Raw genomic sequence first — 21,286 nt, 5'->3', positions numbered from 1 at the left:
TTATTTTTCCAAGCTGGCTTTTAAACCTTCCAGCCCTGTCTTTGCGTATTCTGTCATGGCTTTAACAGCGGCTTCATCATTCAGATTTTCCGGCGGAAAATTGCCGGTATCAGCACGATAGAAACGACCACTCCAACTTACTTTACTTCCGGTGTCATTTGGCTCTACTTCGATACCAATCGTATAAAAGCTGACAGGCATGGCTTCAATATTTTCCTTTAATAAACGGTATCCGATGTAATGACGATCCGCATCTGATTCATCAAGACTTTCGGTAATTTCACCGCCGGACTTTAAGGTCACGATTCTTGTCGTTTCATCCTGCATGGTGATTGATTCCACTGCCGGATGCCATTTATCCAATTGGTCAAAAGCATTAACTTTTTGCCAGACAGTGGCAACCTCTGCATCAATAGTAATGTGTTCATCAACCCTTTGTGGCGTTGGTCCATGAGCGAAGACACTGCTGCTTAAGAGCACTAAACCCAAACTTGCCAGCGATAGTTTATTAATCATTTTATTCACGTTCTAACCTTTTTTCATCAAAAAATAAATTTACTTAGGACTTCTGTTTGTATTACCTAGAGTCTCAATATAATTATTTATAATTCCAACCTGTGTGTATTTATATGTTTTATCAGTATTGCCAACTTTAACTATATTTTTATAAATCCAGAACTCTACCGTTCCACTTTCATTTTCTCGCTTCACTATCTCTGCAGGCTCTCCCAGTTTTTCTCTTACAAAACCAGAATCTTTACCTGAAAACATTTTCACAAACTCAAATTCACCTACAGGTAACGCTAACGCCTCTTCAGAATAGGCAATGTTCAGAGAGAACAGGGCAATGAATGCAGAAATAACAACGGTTTTTAAAAATTTTTTCATTAAATTTTGCTCCAATAAAATCTCGACTTATCGTACAGATTGTCTGCATTAGCAAAATAGAGCAGATGACTCACATCAATTAGGGAATATGTCACGGTTATTGTTATGACTTTTTCCTGTTTTTTATTTTTTTATAATTTTCATCATTATTGGCATATACATATCAAAAATAATCGTCATAAAATAGTCGTTTATCTCAAAATTAAATATGGGCGAAATTACATGATGTCACCTAAATTATCCCCTGGCGATAAAAGCAACAGGGGCAAAATTGATTTGGTTGTCATTGTGGGCGCGTCGCTACTGACCTATTTTGTTGCTGGATATTTCGATTTGGCTGAACGCTGGATTAACTGGGCAGCATTAGGAGAGTTTTATCAACTGGATGAAATTATTTTTGTGTTGCTGGTATTCAGTATTGGATTGATGTGGTTTGGCCGAAGACGTTATATCGAAATGCAAGACACCCTGAAGCGTAATCTTGAAATTAAAACCAAACTTGAAATGCAAAATGCTGATAATGCAAAGTTACTGTTACAAAACCGTGCTCTTATCAAACATATTACCCAGGTCAGGGAAGCAGAACGTAATCACCTTGCCTCAGAATTACATGATGTATTCGGACAATATCTTGCCGCAATTGATGTAAATGCTTCCGTTGCCATCAAATACAAAACGGAAGATCCTAAACTTCAAGCAATCCTCAAGACCATCCAGGACAGCGCAAGCTTTCTGCGTAACGTTACCCGTTCACAGTTACGCAGCTTAAAACCTCCTGGCCTTGAAACCGTGGGACTTTCAGCAGCCATTGAAGATCTGATTGGGCAATGGCAAATGTCGTTTCCAGATTACGAGATCAATATCGCTATTGAAGTAGATGATCAGCTTGTTGACTATGACACCGCATTAACTATTTATCGCAGCCTGCAGGAAGCGTTAACCAATATTACCCGTCATGCAGAAGCCAGCTCAATTCATATCGATTTAATTACCCAAAATAAATCAGCCCAACGTAACGATATCAGTCTGACCATCCGTGACAACGGAATAGGGTTTGATCCCAATGAAGGTATGGGTAATGGACTTGGACTGATTGGTATACGTGAGCGGGTACATGCTTTAAATGGCCAGTTCAATCTGCATCCAGCAGATCCTAAAGGCACAGTTTTAGCACTCCATATTCCGTTATGAAAATTTACCGTAAAAAATACATGCTAATAATGAGGTATCAGAAGAAATGAACAAACAACGTACCACCATACTATTAATAGACGATCATGCCATTCTCAGAGAAGGCTATCAGCAATTACTCGAGTCGGCCGGTTTCGAGGTGATTGGACAATCCGGAAATGCTGAAGAGGGGTATCAGGCGTTTATTGCTTTGCAACCTAAAGTCTGCATTATAGATTTAACCATGCCAGGCACCGGAGGTTTAGAGTGTGTCAGAAGGATCTGTAACCGAGATAAAGATGCCCGTATTCTGGTCTGCAGCATGCATGAAGAAACCACTTTGGCCATGCGTGCCCTGGAGCTTGGTGCGATTGGCTACATCACCAAATCATGCTCATCTGATGTGCTGATTGAAGCGGTAAAATCCGTTGCAGAAAAACGTCATTATCTCGGTGCCGAAGTTGCACGTTCTATTGCAATGGAAAAATTGATTAAAACGGATCAGAAAATTGATTCCCTGTCACATCAGGAATTTGCTGTTTTCAGGATGGTTGCTGAAGGTATGAGTATTGAGGAAATTTCAAAAAGTCTTACTTTGGCTCCTAAAACGGTATCAAATTATAAAACCAATATGATGCGTAAACTTGGCACAACCAAGCTCGCAGATATTATTTTCCTGGCCCAGAAAATTGGTTTGATCCACCCACCCAATAATCAATAACTTCGTAAAATGGCCTTACATCAAGGCAAAAGTTTATCACCCTGACAATTATGTGATGACTTCCCTATAACAGAGGTGGCAAGGCTCTCTATCCCATACCCCTACTAAAAACTGATGATATCAACGGTGCACAGCCGCATTTTGAATGTGTGCTGAGACACAGGGTCAGCGAAAGCTGACATCCAGTTAAAATAGGAGGATATATGAGAGAGAAAAAACTAAGCCGGTTAACAAAAACCGGTTCAGCTGCATTGGTCAGCTCTGTCATCGGTATGATGACAGTAGGCGCTGCATTCGCCAATGACAAGCTGGTTGAACTTCAAAAGGATGAAGCTAACTGGGTTATGCAGGGTAAGAACTATTCTGCAGATCATTACAGTACTTCAAAACAAATCAACAAAAAGAACGTCAGCAAATTATCACCATCTTGGACATTCTCCACTGGTGTGCTGAATGGTCATGAAGGTGCGCCTTTGGTTATTGGTGACATGATGTATATCCATTCACCTTTTCCAAACAACACTTTTGCGATTAACCTGAATGATCCTGGCACCATCGTCTGGGAGCATAAGCCAAAACAAGATCCTGCTGCTCGCGCAGTTGCATGTTGTGACGTCGTAAACCGTGGTCTGGCTTACTGGCCTGGCGATGATAAAACTCCGGCAATGATCGTAAAAAGTCAGCTGGATGGTCATGTTGTGGCATTAAATGCTGAAACTGGTGAGCTACATTGGCAAGTCGAGAATGGTGATATCAGTGTTGGTCAAACCCAAACACAAGCACCATTCGTTGTAAAAGACCTTGTCATCCAGGGTTCTTCTGGTGCTGAGCTGGGTGTTCGTGGTTATGTTACCGCCTTTGACATTCACACTGGTGAAATGGCTTGGCGTTGGTATGCAACAGGCCCTGATTCAGAAATTGGCCTGGCGAAAGACTTTAACAGTGCTAACCCACATTACGGCCAAAAAGATCTGGGTCTGAAAACCTGGGAAGACGAAGCCTGGAAAATTGGTGGTGGTACTAACTGGGGTTGGTATGCCTATGACCCTGATTTAGAAATGTTCTACTACGGTTCAGGTAATCCTGCGCCTTGGAACGAAACCATGCGTCCTGGTGATAACAAATGGACTATGACTATCTGGGGTCGTGATGCTGATACGGGTTTAGCCAAATTCGGTTATCAAAAAACACCTCATGATGAATGGGACTACGCTGGCGTTAACGTCATGATGCTTTCTGAGCAAAAAGACAAAAACGGCAAAATGCGTAAATTGCTGACTCACCCTGATCGTAACGGCATTATCTATACGCTGGATCGTGAAACTGGTGATTTGGTTTCTGCCGACAAAATGGATGAAACGGCAAACTGGGTGAAAAAAGTGGATCTGGAAACAGGTCTGCCAATTCGTGACCCGGAATTCAGTACCAGAATGGGTCATCGTTCACGCGATATCTGTCCTTCAGCCATGGGTTTCCACAACCAGGGTATGGATTCATACGATCCTGAAAGACAAAACTTCTACTTAGGTATCAACCATCTTTGTATGGATTGGGAACCGTTCATGCTGCCTTACCGTGCAGGTCAATTCTTCGTAGGTGCAAACGTATGGAGTTATCCAGGACCTAAAGGTGATCGTCAACGTGGTATTGGTTCAGGCCAGGTTAAAGCATACAACGCCATTACTGGTGAATTTGCTTGGGAGAAAATGGAGAAATTCTCAATCTGGGGTGGAACCATGGCCACAGCTGGTGGCTTGGTATTCTACGGCACACTCGATGGCTTCATCAAAGCTCGTGATGCAGACAACGGTGATCTGTTGTGGAAATTCAAACTGCCTTCAGGCGCTATCGGTCATCCAATGACTTACACCCATGATGGTATTCAATATGTTGCCATTAATTATGGTGTAGGTGGTTGGCCTGCAGTTGGTCTGGTGTTTGACTTGAATGACCCATCAGCTGGTCTGGGTGCTGTAGGTGCCTTTAAAGAACTGGCACGTAACACTCAAATGGGTGGTGGTCTGATGGTCTTTGCTCTGGATGGTAAAGGACCTTACGACGATCTGAGTATTGGTGAATACGAAATGTAATCACTGACTCGCAATATAGCTTAGTTCATCAAGTTATATCGTCGTATTCAATCCGGCTGGCAACACAAAGACTGTGTTGCCAGCCCCTTCTGAGAGTGTAAGACATGTTAAACAACCATACTAAAACCAATAACAAAGCAGTCAGTTCAAAACGTTTAACGCAATGCAGCCTGATAATGGCTTCACTGTTGACTGTACTGACGCCAGCACATGCAAACAACGGATTACCGGAAACCTTAAAAGTCTGTGCAGCGGCGAATGAAATGCCCTACTCAAACAAACAGCAGCAAGGTTTCGAAAATGAAATCGCCGAAACGCTCGCACAGAGCATGGATATGCCATTGGAATTTGTCTGGTCAGACAAAGCAGCGATTTTTTTAGTGACCGAACATTTATTAAAAAATGAATGTGATGTGGTTATGGGGGTTGATAGCGATGATCCTCGTGTTGCCACCAGCGACCCTTACTACAAGTCCGGCTATGTATTTGTCTATCGCGCCGATAAAAATCTGGACATCAGTAACTGGGATAGTCCTGACATTCAAAAACTGAATCGTTTTGTAGTAGTGCCAGGTAGCCCATCAGAAGTGATGTTACGGGAAGTGGGTAAATATGAAGGCAACTTCAATTACACCAAATCTCTGTCAGGTTTCAAATCCCCACGCAATAAATATATTCGTCTGGAACCAAAAAAACTGATCGGCGAAGTGACCTCAGGTAAAGGTGATATCGCTCATCTATGGGCTCCAGAAGTAGCCCGTTATGTGCGTGATTCAGATACGCCATTAGAAATGGTGTTATCTCCTGAATTCGGAGAAATTGAAGGTGGTGAAGGTATTGTGCAGCACTACGATCAATCTGTAGCGGTGCGTGAAGGTGATAAAGCCTTGCTTGATGCCATTAATAAGGGCCTGGCAGATGCGGCACCTAAGATAACGGCCATCCTCAAAAAAGAAGGGATTCCGCTGCTTTGATAGCTTGTCATGCAGTCTCTTTTAATTAAACAGGATTATACAAAAACTATGATTAGCAATGTAAAACTTTTTAGTCGTAAAACAGCATGTTTACTAGGATTATCTATGTTGACAGCTGTCAGCATGACACCAATGACAGCGGAAGCTCAAGTGCAATTTCGCAATGCAACGACCGGGGCATTAATCGACTTCTCTTTTGGCAAAAAAGGTGAAGAAACTGAAGCCGTAAAACATTTTATGGAAACAGCAGAAAATAAATATAACCAAGATGAAGAAGCCATCAAAGTGGGTGAAAATTTATTTATGACTGCCTGTTCTGGCTGCCATGGTCACCATGCTGAAGGCAAACTCGGACCAGCTCTGGGGGATTCATATTGGACTTACCCTGCAGGACGATACGATAAAGGTTTTTTTGAAATTATTTATGACGGCGCCCGCTCAATGATGGGTCCCCAACGCAATAATTTAAGCATTGATGAAATACTGCATGTTATGGCGTATGTACGCAGTATTTACTGGGGAGAACCAGAAAAAGCCTTATGGTTATCAGAAGAGGAACGCGCCAATCTGGTTCCTGCAGAAATACCTGAAGATTTCAAAGAAGCATTAGAAAATTTCAATAAGACCCATTAATTAAGCAAGTTTAGAAATGCTAATGGCAGATTATAAAGATTAGTGATTGGTAGCGTGGCCATAGCCAGCATAGGGAACCACGTTACCAAGCATTATGTTGTCAAAACCAAAAGGAGAGAAATATGAAGAAAATTAAAACACTTGCCGTAACCGGCGCTACAGCACTATTGTTATCTGTTGGTATGTCAGCAATGGCTTACGACGGAACAAAATGCCAAGAGGCAGGAAAATGCTGGGAAGCCAAACCAGGGTTTCCTGAAAAAATCAAAGGATCTAAATATGATCCAAAACATAGCCAAACTGAACTGGATAAGCAAGACAGTGCAATGGAAGCAATGGAAGCTCGTAACGCTAAACGCGTAGAAAACTTCAAAAAAACGGGTAAGTGGTCTTACTAAACCCAAGCTGAGGCCAGTTTTAACGACTGGCCTCTTTTTTTGTTTTGTTTCTGACCTGCGAGTCAGTTTGGGCATACATCACATGAGCAATGTCGCTGAAAATTCCGAAAATCTTTTAACCGACTGGCATCAACAAGCCATCACCCTGCAAAAAAATATCAATCAGACAATATTAGGTCAGGAACACATCATTGATTTAATGGTTGTGGCTATTTTCTGTCGTGGCCATATCCTGCTTGAAGGTGATGTTGGCGTCGGTAAAACGACCTTGCTTAGAGCAACGGCAGAAAGTCTGGGTGGCAATTTTGAGCGTATTGAAGGCACCATTGATTTAATGCCACATGACCTGGTCTATTACACCCATATTGCCAATGATGGTAAACCGGCTGTGAGTGAAGGACCTTTACTCAAACATGGCGAAAATTTATCGATCTTCTTCTTTAATGAAATCAATCGTGCCAGACCTCAAGTACATTCATTGCTACTTCGGGTAATGGCTGAACGTAGCGTCAGCGCTTTTAATAAAACGTTCTTTTTTCCTCATCTGCAGGTTTTTGCTGATCGTAACCGCATTGAAAAAGACGAAACCTTTGAACTACCGGCAGCTGCCCGGGATCGTTTTATGATGGAACTGCACATAAAACAACCTACAGCAGAAGCACAGCTTAAAGAGTTGATGTTCAATACCCGATATTATGATGCAGACAAGCTCATCGACAGTGCTGACAAAGCGGTACTGCCGTTTCATCAGCTCAATGATATCGCTGTGGCTATTCAGTCTCAGATCCATTCCAGTGACACTATTCAGGATTATGGTTTTCACCTGTGTCAGGCACTTCGAAGACCACAGGATTATGGTATCCAGATCAGCGATATCGACACAGAAAAGTTAGTACTTGGAGGTATGGGACCACGTGGCATAAGTTATCTTGCCAGAAGTGCTCGTGCTCATGCATGGCTCAATCAACGTAATAGCGTTACCCCAGAGGATTTCCATGCGGTTATTCGCGCCATCAGTAAACATCGTATTTTTATCAACCCTGTTTACAACTATAACGGTGAAGCGATTATCGAAGAACTGATTAGTGGTGTACTGAATACTATTCCATCCCCATGAATCAGCACGAAATTCAACACCTGATCTTTGATTACAGATCACCCTTTCTGCTGAATGCACTGCGTGAAAGTGAGCATAAAAGCAAACGTCAGGGGCCCGGCAGTGATTTTTATAAAAAGTCTCCCTTTTTAGCTGACCCGAATCCTGCGCGTATTGATCTTGCAATGAGCGTGACCGATCCGTTTGAATCGATTTACGTCAAAACCTTTCGTCAACGCAGCAAACTGGACGTAATGACTTTGGTAGATGGATCTGATTCCATGACTGTTCAGGATAAAGCACCACTGCTCAGCTTAACTGAACAGAGTATTGCTTATTCAGTGGCGGCCAGAAATGATAATTATCAAAGTTATTTGTTGAGTCATTCCATACAGTCCATTACCAATGCCGAAATACTGCCACAGCATTTTGAGTCTGCTACCAGACAGGCTGCAAACCATAATGAAGCTGAGGCTTTTAACGATATAGAGCGGTTGTTACCCGCTCGTCGTTGTTTAATATTTTTGCTTTCTGATTTTCACTGGAGTAATGAAAAACTCTACCGGATTCTCAATAGCTTATCAGGCCACTATCTGGTGCCGATTGTTATCTGGCGTTCTGCCGAATACAACGACTACCCACTATGGCGCTTTGTTCAGATCAACGATGCTGAGACGGGTGAAAACAGTTTGATTTTTGTGACGCCCAAGCAGAAAAAACTGATCGAATCGACTTTCGCTGATCGGAAGATTTTTCTTAATAATCAATTTCAAAAGCACAATTGCAGAGCGTTTTGGATGATTGATCAATTTTCAGCACAACAATTAAGCGAATTCTTTCATGGCCATTCATAAGCGATTAAAACAAAAAGTGTGCATGCCGATGTTTATGGCTGTTCTGTTAGCTGTTTTTTGCAACACAGCTTTGTATGCTGACCAAGTCCGTACCGGCATTGTGCAGCAATCATTGGGAAGAGATTTTGGTATTCTGGTCGGTGATGTTATTGAACATTATTATATTGTTCAGGTACCAGCAGAATTTAGCTTAACGCCAGCCTCACTTCCTCCCGACGGGGAGTTGGATTATTGGTTGTTATTACTCGACAGCGACTATGAACTCATCAGCGAAAGTGCTGAGTTACGTCAATACAGACTGCATTTCACGTTTCAGACATTTTATGCCCCACTGGATGTCCGAGCATTAGCAACGCCTCCATTAACGGTAAGTTTTAACACTGGCGATAAAACCGAGCCGCTCACCATACCGGCCTGGAACTTCACCATGTCTCCGCTGAAAGAAATTGCGCCTCGTGGTGTAGCCAAAGACTCCAACCAAAATGCCTTTATGAAGGCAGATTTACCTCCCTCAACTATCCCTACCAAAGATTTGCAGCAACAAATCTGGGTACTGGCGATTACGCTACTGATTCTGGCGATCTTATGGTTAAGCCTTAAGGGATATCTGTTTGTACTGACACGATCACCGTTTCAGCAGGCTTATCATCAGGTCAAAAAGCTACGCAAACACCATAACGACGAGTCGGCATTTAATCATGCCTTACAAGCGGTACATAGGGCTTTTAACAGATTGGCTGGCCATGCATTGTTTGCTCACCAAACAGATCAGTTTATTGATAAACATAACGAGTTTTCTGGCTATCAGGATCAAATTGATAGTTTTTACCAGTTATCCACTGAAGCGCTCTACTCCGAGCAAAAGGTAGCGTCAGAGAGAGACTTTGACCAATTACTGAAGCTCTGCAAACAATTGGCTGGTGCGGAAAAACTGGCGCTGAAAAAATCATGAACATCGCATTTGCCCATCCATGGGTGCTCGTTTTATTAGTATTAGCCTTGTTGCCATTTATCGCAGGTATATTCAATAAACGACTCACCAGTTGGAATCGGCTAATTCCACCATCCAATACAACTCGATGGATTAATCGACTCATTAAACTTTTAGGGGTACTGGCATTTATCAGCATCGTGCTGGGGTTAGCCGGACTTTACCAAACGGAAAAAACTTTTACCCGAACAGGTACTGGCGCGCACATCGTGTTTGTTCTCGATCGAAGTGCCAGCATGAATGAAACATTTGGCGGTAAGGTACCCGATAATGCTACGCCTGCCAAAAGTCAGGTTGCACGTCGTTTATTGTCCGAATTTGTTAATAATAGGCCGCACGACTTATTTGGCGTCGTCGGGTTTAGTACGCAACCTTTTTTTATCAGCCCGCTCACAGAGCACATGTCCGCCACTCAAGCAGCGATAAACAGTCTCACCAGTCCCGGCTTGGCATTTACCAATGTAGCCAAAGGGCTCGGCATGGGCCTGAGTTACTTTCAGGATCAACCGCATACCGGTTCCCGCGTCATTGTATTGGTCTCTGATGGCGCAGCAACACTTGATCATCGTGCGCAGCGGGTGTTGCGTGAGTGGTTTGAGCGTTATCAGGTAAGTTTATATTGGTTTTTTCTGCGTACCGAAAATGGATTAGGTATCACCTCTGAGCCTGAATCAGCTCGAGATGATAATCCCCGGGTGATGCCAGAGCGTTATCTTGATCAGTTTTTCCGTACCCTGCCGATCCCATATCACGCTTATGAGGTGGATACACCGGAATCTATGGAAGCAGCCATTCACCAGCTGGATAATCTGGAAAGCTTGCCACTGGTTTATAACGAATTGATACCCCGCAACGATATGACGCGCTTATGTTTTTTGACTGCCCTGCTTGCCGTTCTTATTTTACTGGGCATCAAAGCGCTGGAGGCAAAATGATGTTTTTGAAGCGAAATAATTTTATTTATCTGATCAGCCTGTTGGCATTGGCGGTTATCACAGCACTGATATTCAGTATCTATACCTTGCAACAACAGCAGCAAATCAACCAACAAATCCTCCTGCTGAATAAAGGTGAGCTGGTTGATCATGAAAAATTGAATATGCAATCGCCTGAAGTCAGAATCGCTTATGCCTATCTGCAAGGTAAATTGAACTTATTTGATGAAGCAGTAGAAACCTATAGCGGCACTGAGCGGCTGGCTAATCAGCAGCAACTTGTCCATATCCACTATAACCTTGGCAATCTTTATTTGGTTCAGGCTATCGATTTGGCAGAAAATCTTTCTGTTGATCGGGCGGTGGCGATGGCCGATGTGGCAAAGGACTTTTATCGCTCTGCACTGAAAAACCAGCCCTCCTTCTGGGAGGCTAAATACAATCTGGAAGCTGCGCAACGTCTGTCGCGGGATTTGCCACTGGGTGATGTCACCATCAGTGAAGAGTCTCAGGATGCCAGTACCGAGTTATGGTCGGCAATGCCCGGCTTTCCCATTGGTTTACCCTAAGGGATTGTCTGATGAAATCTATCTGGTTGCTGGGCAGCTCTGCAGTTCTACTGATTATTGCGGTTTTAATACCTAACCTGCCATTTCCCAGTAAAAAATATGATTATTTTTTTATGGTAGATATCACCCGCAGCATGAATGTAGAAGATTATCGTGATAATAACGGTGATCCGATTAGCCGGCTGGAAAAAGTCAAAGCGGATGCTTTAGCTGCCATACAACAACTTCCCTGTGGTTCACGAGTTGGGCTGGGCGTGTTTACTGAACGTATGCCGACGCTGCTCTATACCCCCATGGAAGTGTGTTCAGACTATCCTGAAATCCGGGAGAGCATCAGACGTATTGACTGGAGAATGGCCTGGGTCGCCGACAGTAATATTATTCAGGCATTTGCCAACACGTTGGAGTTGATGCGCACTGTTGAATTAACCGATGCCACGTTGGTTTTTTTTACCGATGGGCAGGAAGCACCACCAATGAACTCGCGTTATGCGCCGGATCTTGGAGAATTACAATCTGCTGAGAATAATGATCAACAGCCAATTAGTGGTCTCATAGTGGGTACCGGTGATCATGCATTAAGCCGGATCCCAAAATATGATGAAGATGGAATCCAGATTGGCTTCTATACGGCGGAGGATGTACCACAGGGAACGACTTTTGGTTTACCGGAAGATCCCAGCAAAATTGAAGGCTATGTCCCTCGGAATGCCCCGTGGGGAAATCAAAGTCGTGCTGGGAATGAACACCTTTCCAGTGTAAAAGAAGACTATCTGAAATCACTGGCGGAACCGGCCAAATTTCACTACCATCATTTACAAACATCAACGGCATTATTGACTGCGCTAATGCACGACGATTTCTCCCAACGGCATATTCGGAAAACCGATTTAAGTTTTATTCCGGCAAGTGTGTCGCTGTTTTTATTATTTCTGGCCTATCTGCCTGAAAATATTTTTTCCCGTAAAAAAAACTTACTCAAACCAAACATCAACGAGCGCATACCTCTTAACTCAGGTTAAATCTAATCCATCTGTTGAATCACTCATCAGCTCGCCAATAATCCGCCAACAAATTGAAATTCTTGCTATTATCGGCAAGCAATTCGAAAACGGATCCCATGCACGTTATACCTCACAGGTTTACTTTTTTTCTGCTGTTTATTCTGCTTGTATGTCTATTTGGCCAGGCCAAGGCTGCATCGACGGAATCTGTTACGCTGCAACTTAAATGGCGACATCAATTTCAGTTTGCCGGTTATTACGCCGCTATTCAGCAAGGTTATTTCCAACAGGAAGATTTGCAGGTTACGCTGCGAGAACGCCAACCCGGTATTAATGTTATCAATGAAGTCACCAGTGGCCGTGCAGATTATGGCATTGGTGGTATCGGACTACTGGCAGAATATGCTGCTGGCTCACCCATTAGAGCCTTGGCTGCCATTTTTCAGCATGATGCATTAGTGCTGGTCAGCAAAACCCAGTCTGGCATTGTCAGCCCGTATGAAATGCTTGATAAACGCATCATGTTTGACGATTCGGCCGGCAACGATGCTGTTTTCCTCGCTATGTTTGCTGATGCCGGTATTTCCCCACAGGATTACAAACTCATCCCGCAGGATCTGCAACTTGATAGTTTTATCAATGACCGGGTTGATGCAATCTCAATTTATCGAACTGATCAGCTTTTCACATTGGAACAGCTGGGCGTTAAGGTCAATATCATTAATCCCCAAAGCTATGGTTTTGATTTTTATGGTGACATTTTGTTTACCGGGGATAGAGAGCTTCGCAATAATCCAGGTCGCGCTGAGCGGTTTCGACGGGCTTCGTTAAAAGGCTGGCGCTACGCACTGGAAAATCCTGAAGAAATTATTGATGTGATAATCAATCAGTATGACAGCCAGGCCAGTCGCGAACAGCTACAACATGAAGCCAGAGAAATTCAGAAACTGATATTGCCTGACCTGATTCCTTTGGGCCAATTGGATCCGGCTCGTCTTCGCCGCAGTGCTCAGATATATGAACGGCTGAATATTGCACCACCACTCTCCGAGGCCCAATTAGAGGGCTTTATATATCAATCCAATGCTGCATTGCGACTGACCCCAGAAGAACAATCATGGCTGGAGGATAACCCTGTCATCAAACTCGGCATTGATCGGGATTTTGCACCTTACGAATGGATTAACAGCAAAGGGAATTATCAAGGCTTGGCAGCTGAATATATTCAGCTATTACAGGCCAAGCTTGGCGTGGAATTTGACATCATAGACGATAAACCCTGGCATGAAATTCTCGCAATGGCACAACGGGGTGAGCTGGATATGCTTTCCTGTTTGCACATGAGTCCCGAACGTTCAGAGTATTTATTATTCAGTCAGCCGTATATCACTAATCCAGTGGTCATCGTCAATGCGAATCGCTTCGGCTATATCGGTCACCTGGACAATCTGAGAGGCAAAACTGTCGCAGTGGAAAAAAGTTACCATGTTCAGGAAAATCTGGCCCGGAATCATCCTGATATAAAACTTATATTCACTGAAACCACACTCGAAGCTTTAAAAAAGGTCAGTACCGGCGAAGCCGATGCTTATGTGGGAGATGCTGCATATGCCAACTATGCCATCAAACAAGCCAACCTGATTAACTTGCAATTTTCCGGACAAACTCAGCAATATAATGCATACAGGATGGGGATAAACCCTTCTCATCCTCAGCTGCAATCCATCATTAACAAGGTATTAAGCAATATATCAGCTGATGAACGTCAGCGAATTGAGCAGACCTGGATGGGGCTAACCATCAATAATGGCGTTTCGCAGTCAACCCTGCTCAAAATACTGCTGACGATAGCCGTGATTATTCTGCTGTTTGTATTCTGGGTGTTCAGACTGAAACAGTCGGGTCAGGTATTAGCGCGAAACGAATCCAAATTACGCAGTATTGTTAATGCCTCTCCTATTCCGCACATGTTAAGTGACGGCAAAGGCAGGATTCAATATCTCAACAAAGCCTTTGTTGATAGCTTTGGCTATAACCTGGAAGACTTACCCAGCCATAAGGTCTGGCTGGAAAAAGCCTATCCCGATCCAAACTATCGTCAACGCAGCAAACTGGCTTGGGAGACTTTTGTAGCTCAGGCAGAGCAGCATCCACTGCCCTATCGTGGTGAGGCGGTTGAAGTGAAAGTGATGACCCAGCAACAACAAGCCAAACAAGTGATAATTTCCAGCACCGCAATTAATGATGGTCAGGCCGATGTCTTTATCACCATTTTTTACGATATTAGCGAACGTAAGCTCGCTGAGGAAAAGCTCAAATTATCAGGCCGGGTATTTAACCAGGCACATGAAGGCATTCTGATCACCAAACCGGATGGTCGTATTGTCGATGTGAATCCGGCATTTTGTGATATCACCGGTTACAGTCGTGATGAAGTCATTAATCAACAGCCATCAATCCTCAAATCAGGTAAACATCCCGAGTCATTTTATCGGGAGATTTGGCAAAGCCTTATTGAGAAAGGCTACTGGCAGGGAGAGATCTGGAATCGTCGCAAAAATGGCGAATTATTAGCTGAGTTGTTAACCATTTCCACCTTGATGGATGATCAAGGCGATACCTTGCATTATCTGGGCTTATTTTCCGATATAACTGAAATTAAGGAACAACAGCAGGCGCTGGAAATGATGGCGCATTATGACATGCTCACCCAGCTGCCCAACCGCACATTATTTGCAGATCGATTCCAGCAGGCTATTGCACACAGTATTCGTCAACATAGTCTGCTGGGAGTCATTTTTCTGGATCTGGATGGATTCAAACCGGTCAATGATAACTATGGTCATGAAATCGGCGATCAAGTACTGATTGAGGTGGCCCAGCGAATAAAAGCCTGTATTCGTCTGGATGACACAGCATCACGACTGGGTGGAGATGAATTTGCTATTTTGCTCAATGACATCAGTTCGATAGAACACTGCGAACGATTGGTCAGCAGACTGTTACGCACCATTCAACTGCCTTATCGAATTGATGGCGATATCATCCAGTTAGGGGCCAGTATGGGGGTAACACTCTATCCACTGGATCAGTCCGATGCAGATACGTTGCTGCGTCATGCTGATCAGGCCATGTATCAATCAAAACAGACAGGCCGAAATCGCTACTCAATTTTTGATGCTGTGCATGACAAGCAAATTCTGCTTAAGCAAAGCCAGTTGGACAATTTACATCAAGCCTTTAACAAAAATCAGTTTTGCCTGTATTACCAGCCGAAAATTAATATGCGTAATGGGCGCATTCATGGCGCGGAAGCGCTGCTTCGCTGGAACCATCCTCAGCAAGGTATCCTGGAGCCAGCAGCTTTTTTAAGTTCAATGGCGGGCACTGAGCTGGAAATCCGTATTGGCAACTGGGTCATTGATCAGACGTTAAAACAGTTACAAAATTTTCATCAGCAAAACAGAGTCATTGAAATCAGCGTGAATATTTCCGCGCATCATCTGCAATGGCCAGGATTTTTTGACCATCTTGATCGGTTATTGGCCAAATATCCGGACTTGCCAGCCGAATATTTGCAGCTGGAAGTGCTTGAAAGCAGCGTGTTAACAGATATCCAGAATATTTCAGCGATTATAAGTACCTGCCGTGAAGGCCTAGGGGTAAGAATCGCACTAGATGATTTTGGCACCGGATACTCATCATTAAGCCATTTGCGGCATTTGCCGGTTGATGTGATTAAAATTGACCAGAGTTTTGTCCGCGACATCATGGATGATCCCAATGATTTCACCATAGTGGAAGGCGTTATTGGGTTAAGTCATGCATTTCAACACCAGGTTATCGCCGAAGGGGTAGAAAGCGTTGAACATGGTTTGATGCTGATGACTATCGGTTGCGATATGGCACAGGGATATGTCATTGCCCAACCAATGCCAGCAGATGAATTAGGCCTGTGGATGGAGGATTACCAGCCGGAATCACGCTGGCTGAATCATGCACATAATACCTTATCCCCCCAACAGCGCCTGCTGGCATTAATGCAAATGCAGGGCGAGCAGTGGTTACAGCGAGTAATTGATAATCTGCACAGCAGTCCTGCTCAAATTAGCAGCTGGCCATTAATGAACCCCAAACGCAGCCATTTTATGCACTGGCTGGAGCAGGGTAAGCAGGAAGAGCTATTTAATCAATTATGGCTGGATCGACTCAAATTAGCCTATTACGAATTATTTCATGCCGCTGCCGGGTTACGAAATCAATTCGAAGAAAATGAAATCGCGTTAGCCCGTAAGGGTGTAGAAGATTTACAAACGTTATATGCCGAAATTAAGCAGATGCTTGCGACCCCATCATAGTGGTGATACTGCGTAATTGTCACATTTAGCTATTGGTGGATTTTAAGATTTAAGTCAGATTTTCCAGATCTCATTTCCAAAACTGGAATCTTATGATGTCGGGTATAAATACAAGACCATCAGACTTCGTCGATAAGATCCCGTTCGGCATCCCAGCCAGATTGTTTGGCTTGATTAATTGCCGCATCGTGAATACACATAAATTTCTGTTGCATCTCCGGTGGCAGGTTTGCCACCCTGAAACCATATTTTTCCCATTCCAGATTAACCTTGCGCCACAGATCTTCAAGTCCTTGGACTACCCAGCCTTCACAGGTTTCGGTCTCCGGTATTAAACCAAATACCCAGGCATCACGGATGATTTTCCCGGTGTCGGTCATGCCACCATTTATTTCTTTATCAATACCAACGTAACGTTTTTGATCTTTCATGATTTTTCCTAGGGCTTGTTGATCTTTCATATCCACCACTGCTGGCGGCTATTTTTTCGTCCTACAAGACGGAAATGATGCGATGTAGTTGTTCTACATAAGTCATTTCCAACGCCGTAGGGCGGAAAAATAGCCCCAGCCCTTTGGGTTGTGACTGAAAAAACGCCACTCTTCGTTGCTCGTCACTTATTTAGAACAACTAAAAAGCGCTCCTCGTGCCTTGATTGACGCTTTTTCAGCTCACAACAGAGGCGGAGATGAAAGATCAACAAGCCCTAACGGGTCAGGCTGGCAAATAAAGTGGGCAGTTTTTCAGGCAACCGATCCACATGGTCAACAATGGTGTAGTTATTTTCACCAAAAATTCGTTTAACGTAACTATCAGCATTAGCATCCAGCGTCAGACAATAAGTCATCACACCACGGCTCCATAATTCATCCACCGCTTTGCGGGTGTCATGTCGTAAATGCTGAGGATCGCGCTCATCTATATCCGAAGGTTCACCATCGGTGACTAGCAATAATAGCTTGCGACGTTCCGGCTGTTTTAATAACTGTTGAGCGGCATGGCGCATTGCCGCACCCATCCTGGTTGATAAACCACCTTTCATTCCAGCCAATCGAGCTTTTGATTCATCATCAAAGGGCTGATTGAAATCTTTAAAGCGGAAGTATTGCACATCATGTCGGCCATCCGAAGCAAAGCCATGTAAAGCAAATGGATCACCGATGCCATTGATGGCCGTAGCAACTAAGGTGGCTGCTTCGCGGGTTAAATCCAGAACCGTCTTATCACTGCCTTCGATAACATCATTGGTTGATTCCGATAAATCCAGTAACACTGTCACGGCTAAATCCCGATTTTTTATCACATTGCGCATGGTGATCCGTGTATTGGGTTGCTCGCCCATACGGATGGCAATCATCGCATCAACTGCAGCATTGATATCAATCTCATCACCATCTTCCATATTGCGAAGCCGTTGTACTCCGGCCGGAGACAATAAGTCGATGATCTGCCGGATACGATGTGCCACCGGTTTGTATTCTTTCAGAATATTATCGATGTCATCTGGATCGCCTTTTTTGGGACGATACTCATATACCGTGCTCCAGTCGGGACGATACAGCTGCACCTGATAATCCCATTCCTGATAATGATAGGGTTCTGAGACGGGATCTTTACCCCACATCTCATTAAAGCTGACCGTTGCCTCACCGGCATCTTCATACGGCATGAACTTGGTGGAACACACCCAGATTTCCTGAGCATCATCGCCAGCCAACTCACAATCCACTTCATTGGCCATTTCAACGGCACTGACATATTTACGTATCTGTCGCTGGCTCGCTGGAATATATTCCGCTCCGTGCCTCAGGAAATCGAATTCTTCAAACTCCCAGACAAAACGATTATCGTCGCGATAAGGTAAACGAATAGATTCTAATATTCGTAAACTGGGTACCTCGCGCTGTTCGGCAAACAGATGAAATAATTCCAGCCCCATATCCCAGCTGAACTGGTTATTTTCTGCTTGCTCAGCAATATTTTGATGGAATCTTTCCGCCAAGGCATTTAATGGGTCATCGTTGTTTTTAATCGATGCATCATGCAGGCTGCGGGCAAATTGTTCGAGTTTTAGCAGCCCCTTATGCTCAACATCCTGACTTTGTTCGATATTTAACAAGCTGCCCCAGAGTTTCTGCAAACCGGGGAAATCCTGTATCGCCAGATACTCAACCCGTGCGTCTTCCAGCAGTCCGATAAAAAACATTTGCGCCGGGCTGAGTTGTTCGGCCGAAATCGGTGCTCGGGTATATTGAATGTGTGCTGCCAGATGGGCGGCCTGGGCTCGATAGAGCTCCAGACCAGTGATACCTGCAATATCATCCACGGCATCTGGCAAATGCATAACAAAAAGTTCGATATAAGGTTTGAAACCTTCATAATCCGCCGCTGTAGGACGCAGAAAGAAATCCCTGCCCCATAATGCCCGCAGATAGAAATTCAGTTTGCGTTGGGTATCAATAAACAGCGTGCCGCGGCGTTCCTTCTGCAGCATCTTCTTGCTGTCAGCGGTTTCCAGAGCAAAATATTTGACCAGGTTATTCAAGTCGCGCCGGTAGGCTTCGGCTCCAAAATTAGCCCAGCGGCGTAAACCGGACAAGGTGAGTTTGGATAATAATTCATCAATAATGCCGAGCATTGGCCTTAAGCCACGGGAAGCTTTGGCAGACAGTTGATGAATCAGGCTCAAATACCCGCGTAATAACTCCGGGTCGCCCAACCGTCTGGCAGCAGTTGGTAGACTATGAATCATCAGCGCAATAACCTCACCCGAGGTCATTGACGATAATTTCATTGCCGCATTGATGCAATCGCGTATTACGTCCTCGCCACATTCCTTGACCACTTGCGGAATATCTTCCAGAAAGGCAACCACCAGTTCTTTACCCCGTCCCAGCTCTGCCAGGCCTTTGGCACCTTCCATATATTCCTGCAAACCAGCTGGCGACATGATTCTGGCTGCATCCTGGAAAGTACTGTCCAGCGTATGCACCAGTTCCGGCGCTATCTTTTCAAGCTGTTCGCGGTAATCGTCTAGATTGACGCTCATGATGTGATATCCAGACCGGAGAGACCGGGTCGGCCTTTATCAACTAACAAAGAAGGTATGAACAGCGGCTTCCAGCGTTTCACGCATATCCGGATCATCGGTCAATGGCGTGACTAATGTCATCTGGCAGGCAGCCAAAGGTTCAACCCCTTCTGCAATCATTTGCCCTGCATAGACCAACAATCGTGTGGATATACCTTCATCCAGGCCATGGCCTTTCAGGTTGCGTGCCCGATGGGCAATCTGTACCAGTTTTTTGGCTATCTCGGCATCGACACCGGTTTCCCTGGTGACAATTTCGGCTTCCAACTCGGCATCAGGATAATCAAAATTCATTGCCCCGAAACGTTGTTTGGTGGATTGCTTGAGATCTTTCATCAAACTTTGATAACCGGGGTTATAGGAAATCACCAGTTGAAAATCTTTATGGGCTTCGACCAGTTCACCTTTTTTATCCAGCGGCAGACTACGACGGTGATCGGTTAACGGATGGATAACAACGGTTGTATCCTGACGTGCTTCCACCACTTCATCCAGATAACAGATTGCACCAATACGTGCTGCAGTGGTCAAGGGTCCATCCTGCCATTTGGTGCCATCTTTATCGAGCAGAAAACGCCCCACCAGGTCTGAGGCGGTCATATCTTCATTACAGGCAACTGTGATCAGCGGGCGACCTAGCTTCCAGGCCATATATTCGACAAAACGCGACTTACCGCAGCCTGTCGGACCTTTCAGCATTACCGGCATGCGTCGCGCGTAAGCGGCTTGATACAGTTCCACTTCGTTACTGACCGGACGGTAAAAAGGTTCTGTTTTGACTTTATACTGTTCAGCAATTTTCTCGCTCATCGCAGTAACCTCAGCGTATTCAAGGGGAAGACTTTTTGTACAAGTTTGCTTGAATAAGTCCCTGACGCTGCGGTCAGGGACTTATTCGATTTGATGTTATACCGACTGACCGCGGAACACGACCATTTCTGCGCCTTTGGATTGAGCATAGTTATCATAACCCACCAAGCGGACATGGTTTTTCGGATGTGCTTTGTGGCAGGCTTCGGCTTCAGCCAGAATGCGATCCACATCGGTTTCACCGAATAAAGGCAGCTTCCACATATACCAGTAGTGACCAAACGCATTTTCTGGTTCAGTGTGCTCTACTGCAGGGTTCCAGCCCTTGCTGACGATGTATTCAACCTGTTTACGGATACGTGCAGCATCCATTTCAGGTAAATACGAGAAGGTTTCAAACTTGCGGCTTGAAGTATCGGCCAGGCTTGAAGCGTAATCTTGCATTTCACTCATTGTCATTTCCTCAAATAATGGCGAATTCGATATCAGTTAACGATGGTCAACAGCACCGACCAACATCACTTACTTGTGTGCAACGTCTAATTTGTCGACAGTGTCGAATTCGAATTTGATTTCTTTCCAGGTTTCCATCGCCACTTTCAACTCTGGACTGTGTTCAGCAGCGGCGGTCAGGATTTCTTTACCTTCTTTTTCCAACTCTCTGCCGTGGTTACGTGCTTCTACGCATGCTTCCAAAGCCACGC

19 protein-coding genes and 1 pseudogene are annotated in these 21,286 nt (G+C 44.4%); 13 read left to right on the top strand and 7 right to left on the bottom strand.

What is annotated here, in order from left to right:
* Both B3182_RS01065 and B3182_RS01060 read right to left on the bottom strand, forming a co-directional pair.
* Positions 1 to 516 carry an SRPBCC family protein gene (locus tag B3182_RS01065; protein WP_292354685.1) on the bottom strand — a complete coding sequence of 172 codons (516 nt, stop codon included), beginning with the start codon at positions 514 to 516 and terminating at the stop codon, positions 1 to 3.
* 39 nt (positions 517 to 555) lie between these two features.
* A complete protein-coding gene (locus tag B3182_RS01060) occupies positions 556 to 888 on the bottom strand; it encodes a hypothetical protein (protein ID WP_292354530.1) in 333 nt (110 codons plus the stop codon).
* A gap of 222 nt (positions 889 to 1,110) precedes the next feature.
* Between B3182_RS01060 and B3182_RS01055 the strand changes: the two genes are divergently transcribed.
* The 13 genes from B3182_RS01055 to B3182_RS00995 all read left to right on the top strand — a co-directional run bounded on the left by B3182_RS01055 (position 1,111) and on the right by B3182_RS00995 (position 16,681).
* On the top strand, positions 1,111 to 2,079 hold the full coding sequence (locus B3182_RS01055; RefSeq protein ID WP_292411205.1) for a sensor histidine kinase: 969 nt from the start codon (positions 1,111 to 1,113) through the stop codon (positions 2,077 to 2,079).
* A 46-nt stretch (positions 2,080 to 2,125) separates the two neighbouring features.
* On the top strand, positions 2,126 to 2,779 hold the full coding sequence (locus B3182_RS01050) for a response regulator transcription factor (RefSeq protein WP_292354526.1): 654 nt from the start codon (positions 2,126 to 2,128) through the stop codon (positions 2,777 to 2,779).
* Positions 2,780 to 2,982: 203 nt separating this feature from the next.
* Positions 2,983 to 4,869, top strand: coding sequence for a methanol/ethanol family PQQ-dependent dehydrogenase (locus tag B3182_RS01045; protein WP_292354523.1), 1,887 nt, complete (start codon positions 2,983 to 2,985; stop codon positions 4,867 to 4,869).
* A gap of 176 nt (positions 4,870 to 5,045) precedes the next feature.
* Complete coding sequence (gene moxJ / locus B3182_RS01040; RefSeq protein WP_292354521.1) at positions 5,046 to 5,843, top strand: methanol oxidation system protein MoxJ; 798 nt, start codon at positions 5,046 to 5,048, stop codon at positions 5,841 to 5,843.
* Between the two features lie 105 nt (positions 5,844 to 5,948).
* Positions 5,949 to 6,476 (top strand): cytochrome c(L), periplasmic, encoded by a 528-nt coding sequence (moxG, locus tag B3182_RS01035; RefSeq protein WP_292751186.1) that lies wholly within the window; start codon positions 5,949 to 5,951, stop codon positions 6,474 to 6,476.
* Positions 6,477 to 6,598: 122 nt separating this feature from the next.
* Positions 6,599 to 6,874 carry a methanol dehydrogenase gene (locus B3182_RS01030; RefSeq protein ID WP_292354517.1) on the top strand — a complete coding sequence of 92 codons (276 nt, stop codon included), beginning with the start codon at positions 6,599 to 6,601 and terminating at the stop codon, positions 6,872 to 6,874.
* An 82-nt stretch (positions 6,875 to 6,956) separates the two neighbouring features.
* Positions 6,957 to 7,991, top strand: coding sequence for an AAA family ATPase (locus B3182_RS01025; protein ID WP_292354515.1), 1,035 nt, complete (start codon positions 6,957 to 6,959; stop codon positions 7,989 to 7,991).
* A complete protein-coding gene (locus B3182_RS01020; protein WP_292354513.1) occupies positions 7,988 to 8,824 on the top strand; it encodes a hypothetical protein in 837 nt (278 codons plus the stop codon). Before B3182_RS01025 ends, B3182_RS01020 begins: the two co-directional genes overlap by 4 nt.
* Before the next feature lie 34 nt (positions 8,825 to 8,858).
* Positions 8,859 to 9,776, top strand: coding sequence for a hypothetical protein (locus B3182_RS01015; RefSeq protein ID WP_292412822.1), 918 nt, complete (start codon positions 8,859 to 8,861; stop codon positions 9,774 to 9,776).
* A complete protein-coding gene (locus B3182_RS01010; RefSeq protein ID WP_292751183.1) occupies positions 9,773 to 10,750 on the top strand; it encodes a vWA domain-containing protein in 978 nt (325 codons plus the stop codon). Before B3182_RS01015 ends, B3182_RS01010 begins: the two co-directional genes overlap by 4 nt.
* Positions 10,747 to 11,319, top strand: a complete 573-nt coding sequence (locus tag B3182_RS01005; protein ID WP_292354506.1) for an MxaK protein — start codon at positions 10,747 to 10,749, stop codon at positions 11,317 to 11,319. Before B3182_RS01010 ends, B3182_RS01005 begins: the two co-directional genes overlap by 4 nt.
* Positions 11,320 to 11,330: 11 nt before the next feature.
* The gene (locus B3182_RS01000) at positions 11,331 to 12,341 is read left to right on the top strand and encodes a vWA domain-containing protein (RefSeq protein ID WP_292354504.1); all 1,011 of its coding nucleotides are present in this window, start codon (positions 11,331 to 11,333) and stop codon (positions 12,339 to 12,341) included.
* 98 nt (positions 12,342 to 12,439) lie between these two features.
* Positions 12,440 to 16,681: an EAL domain-containing protein gene (locus tag B3182_RS00995; RefSeq protein ID WP_292354502.1), complete on the top strand. Its 4,242-nt coding sequence runs from the start codon at positions 12,440 to 12,442 to the stop codon at positions 16,679 to 16,681.
* Between the two features lie 119 nt (positions 16,682 to 16,800).
* Here the strand turns inward: B3182_RS00995 and B3182_RS00990 are convergent, their stop codons facing one another.
* The 5 genes and pseudogenes from B3182_RS00990 to rbcL all read right to left on the bottom strand — a co-directional run.
* Complete coding sequence (locus B3182_RS00990) at positions 16,801 to 17,112, bottom strand: hypothetical protein (protein WP_292354500.1); 312 nt, start codon at positions 17,110 to 17,112, stop codon at positions 16,801 to 16,803.
* 275 nt (positions 17,113 to 17,387) lie between these two features.
* Positions 17,388 to 19,730 (bottom strand): nitric oxide reductase activation protein NorD, encoded by a 2,343-nt coding sequence (locus B3182_RS00985; RefSeq protein ID WP_292354498.1) that lies wholly within the window; start codon positions 19,728 to 19,730, stop codon positions 17,388 to 17,390.
* A 39-nt stretch (positions 19,731 to 19,769) separates the two neighbouring features.
* On the bottom strand, positions 19,770 to 20,582 hold the full coding sequence (locus B3182_RS00980; protein WP_292354496.1) for a CbbQ/NirQ/NorQ/GpvN family protein: 813 nt from the start codon (positions 20,580 to 20,582) through the stop codon (positions 19,770 to 19,772).
* Positions 20,583 to 20,678: 96 nt separating this feature from the next.
* A complete protein-coding gene (locus tag B3182_RS00975; protein ID WP_014705744.1) occupies positions 20,679 to 21,035 on the bottom strand; it encodes a ribulose bisphosphate carboxylase small subunit in 357 nt (118 codons plus the stop codon).
* Between the two features lie 69 nt (positions 21,036 to 21,104).
* Positions 21,105 to 21,286 (bottom strand): annotated as a pseudogene (gene rbcL, locus B3182_RS00970) (ribulose-bisphosphate carboxylase large subunit); the annotation flags it as partial.

This window comes from Methylophaga sp. UBA4204 (genome assembly GCF_002379485.1).
Lineage (GTDB): Bacteria > Pseudomonadota > Gammaproteobacteria > Nitrosococcales > Methylophagaceae > Methylophaga.
Note: the sequence above shows the minus strand (reverse complement) of the source record. Positions and strands in the feature narration are given on the sequence as shown.

What these genes read in the sequence shown, in the direction of transcription:
- B3182_RS01045 (WP_292354523.1), top strand. Translation starts at nt 2,983, where the DNA reads ATGAGAGAGAAAAAACTAAGCCGGTTAACAAAAACCGGTTCAGCTGCA.
- B3182_RS01065 (WP_292354685.1), bottom strand. Translation starts at nt 516, where the DNA reads ATGATTAATAAACTATCGCTGGCAAGTTTGGGTTTAGTGCTCTTAAGC.
- B3182_RS01010 (WP_292751183.1), top strand. Translation starts at nt 9,773, where the DNA reads ATGAACATCGCATTTGCCCATCCATGGGTGCTCGTTTTATTAGTATTA.
- B3182_RS01055 (WP_292411205.1), top strand. Translation starts at nt 1,111, where the DNA reads ATGATGTCACCTAAATTATCCCCTGGCGATAAAAGCAACAGGGGCAAA.
- B3182_RS01005 (WP_292354506.1), top strand. Translation starts at nt 10,747, where the DNA reads ATGATGTTTTTGAAGCGAAATAATTTTATTTATCTGATCAGCCTGTTG.
- B3182_RS00975 (WP_014705744.1), bottom strand. Translation starts at nt 21,035, where the DNA reads ATGAGTGAAATGCAAGATTACGCTTCAAGCCTGGCCGATACTTCAAGC.
- B3182_RS00985 (WP_292354498.1), bottom strand. Translation starts at nt 19,730, where the DNA reads ATGAGCGTCAATCTAGACGATTACCGCGAACAGCTTGAAAAGATAGCG.
- B3182_RS00995 (WP_292354502.1), top strand. Translation starts at nt 12,440, where the DNA reads ATGCACGTTATACCTCACAGGTTTACTTTTTTTCTGCTGTTTATTCTG.
- B3182_RS01025 (WP_292354515.1), top strand. Translation starts at nt 6,957, where the DNA reads ATGAGCAATGTCGCTGAAAATTCCGAAAATCTTTTAACCGACTGGCAT.
- B3182_RS01050 (WP_292354526.1), top strand. Translation starts at nt 2,126, where the DNA reads ATGAACAAACAACGTACCACCATACTATTAATAGACGATCATGCCATT.
- B3182_RS00990 (WP_292354500.1), bottom strand. Translation starts at nt 17,112, where the DNA reads ATGAAAGATCAAAAACGTTACGTTGGTATTGATAAAGAAATAAATGGT.
- B3182_RS01015 (WP_292412822.1), top strand. Translation starts at nt 8,859, where the DNA reads ATGGCTGTTCTGTTAGCTGTTTTTTGCAACACAGCTTTGTATGCTGAC.
- B3182_RS00980 (WP_292354496.1), bottom strand. Translation starts at nt 20,582, where the DNA reads ATGAGCGAGAAAATTGCTGAACAGTATAAAGTCAAAACAGAACCTTTT.
- B3182_RS01030 (WP_292354517.1), top strand. Translation starts at nt 6,599, where the DNA reads ATGAAGAAAATTAAAACACTTGCCGTAACCGGCGCTACAGCACTATTG.
- B3182_RS01060 (WP_292354530.1), bottom strand. Translation starts at nt 888, where the DNA reads ATGAAAAAATTTTTAAAAACCGTTGTTATTTCTGCATTCATTGCCCTG.
- B3182_RS01020 (WP_292354513.1), top strand. Translation starts at nt 7,988, where the DNA reads ATGAATCAGCACGAAATTCAACACCTGATCTTTGATTACAGATCACCC.
- moxJ (WP_292354521.1), top strand. Translation starts at nt 5,046, where the DNA reads ATGGCTTCACTGTTGACTGTACTGACGCCAGCACATGCAAACAACGGA.
- moxG (WP_292751186.1), top strand. Translation starts at nt 5,949, where the DNA reads ATGTTGACAGCTGTCAGCATGACACCAATGACAGCGGAAGCTCAAGTG.
- B3182_RS01000 (WP_292354504.1), top strand. Translation starts at nt 11,331, where the DNA reads ATGAAATCTATCTGGTTGCTGGGCAGCTCTGCAGTTCTACTGATTATT.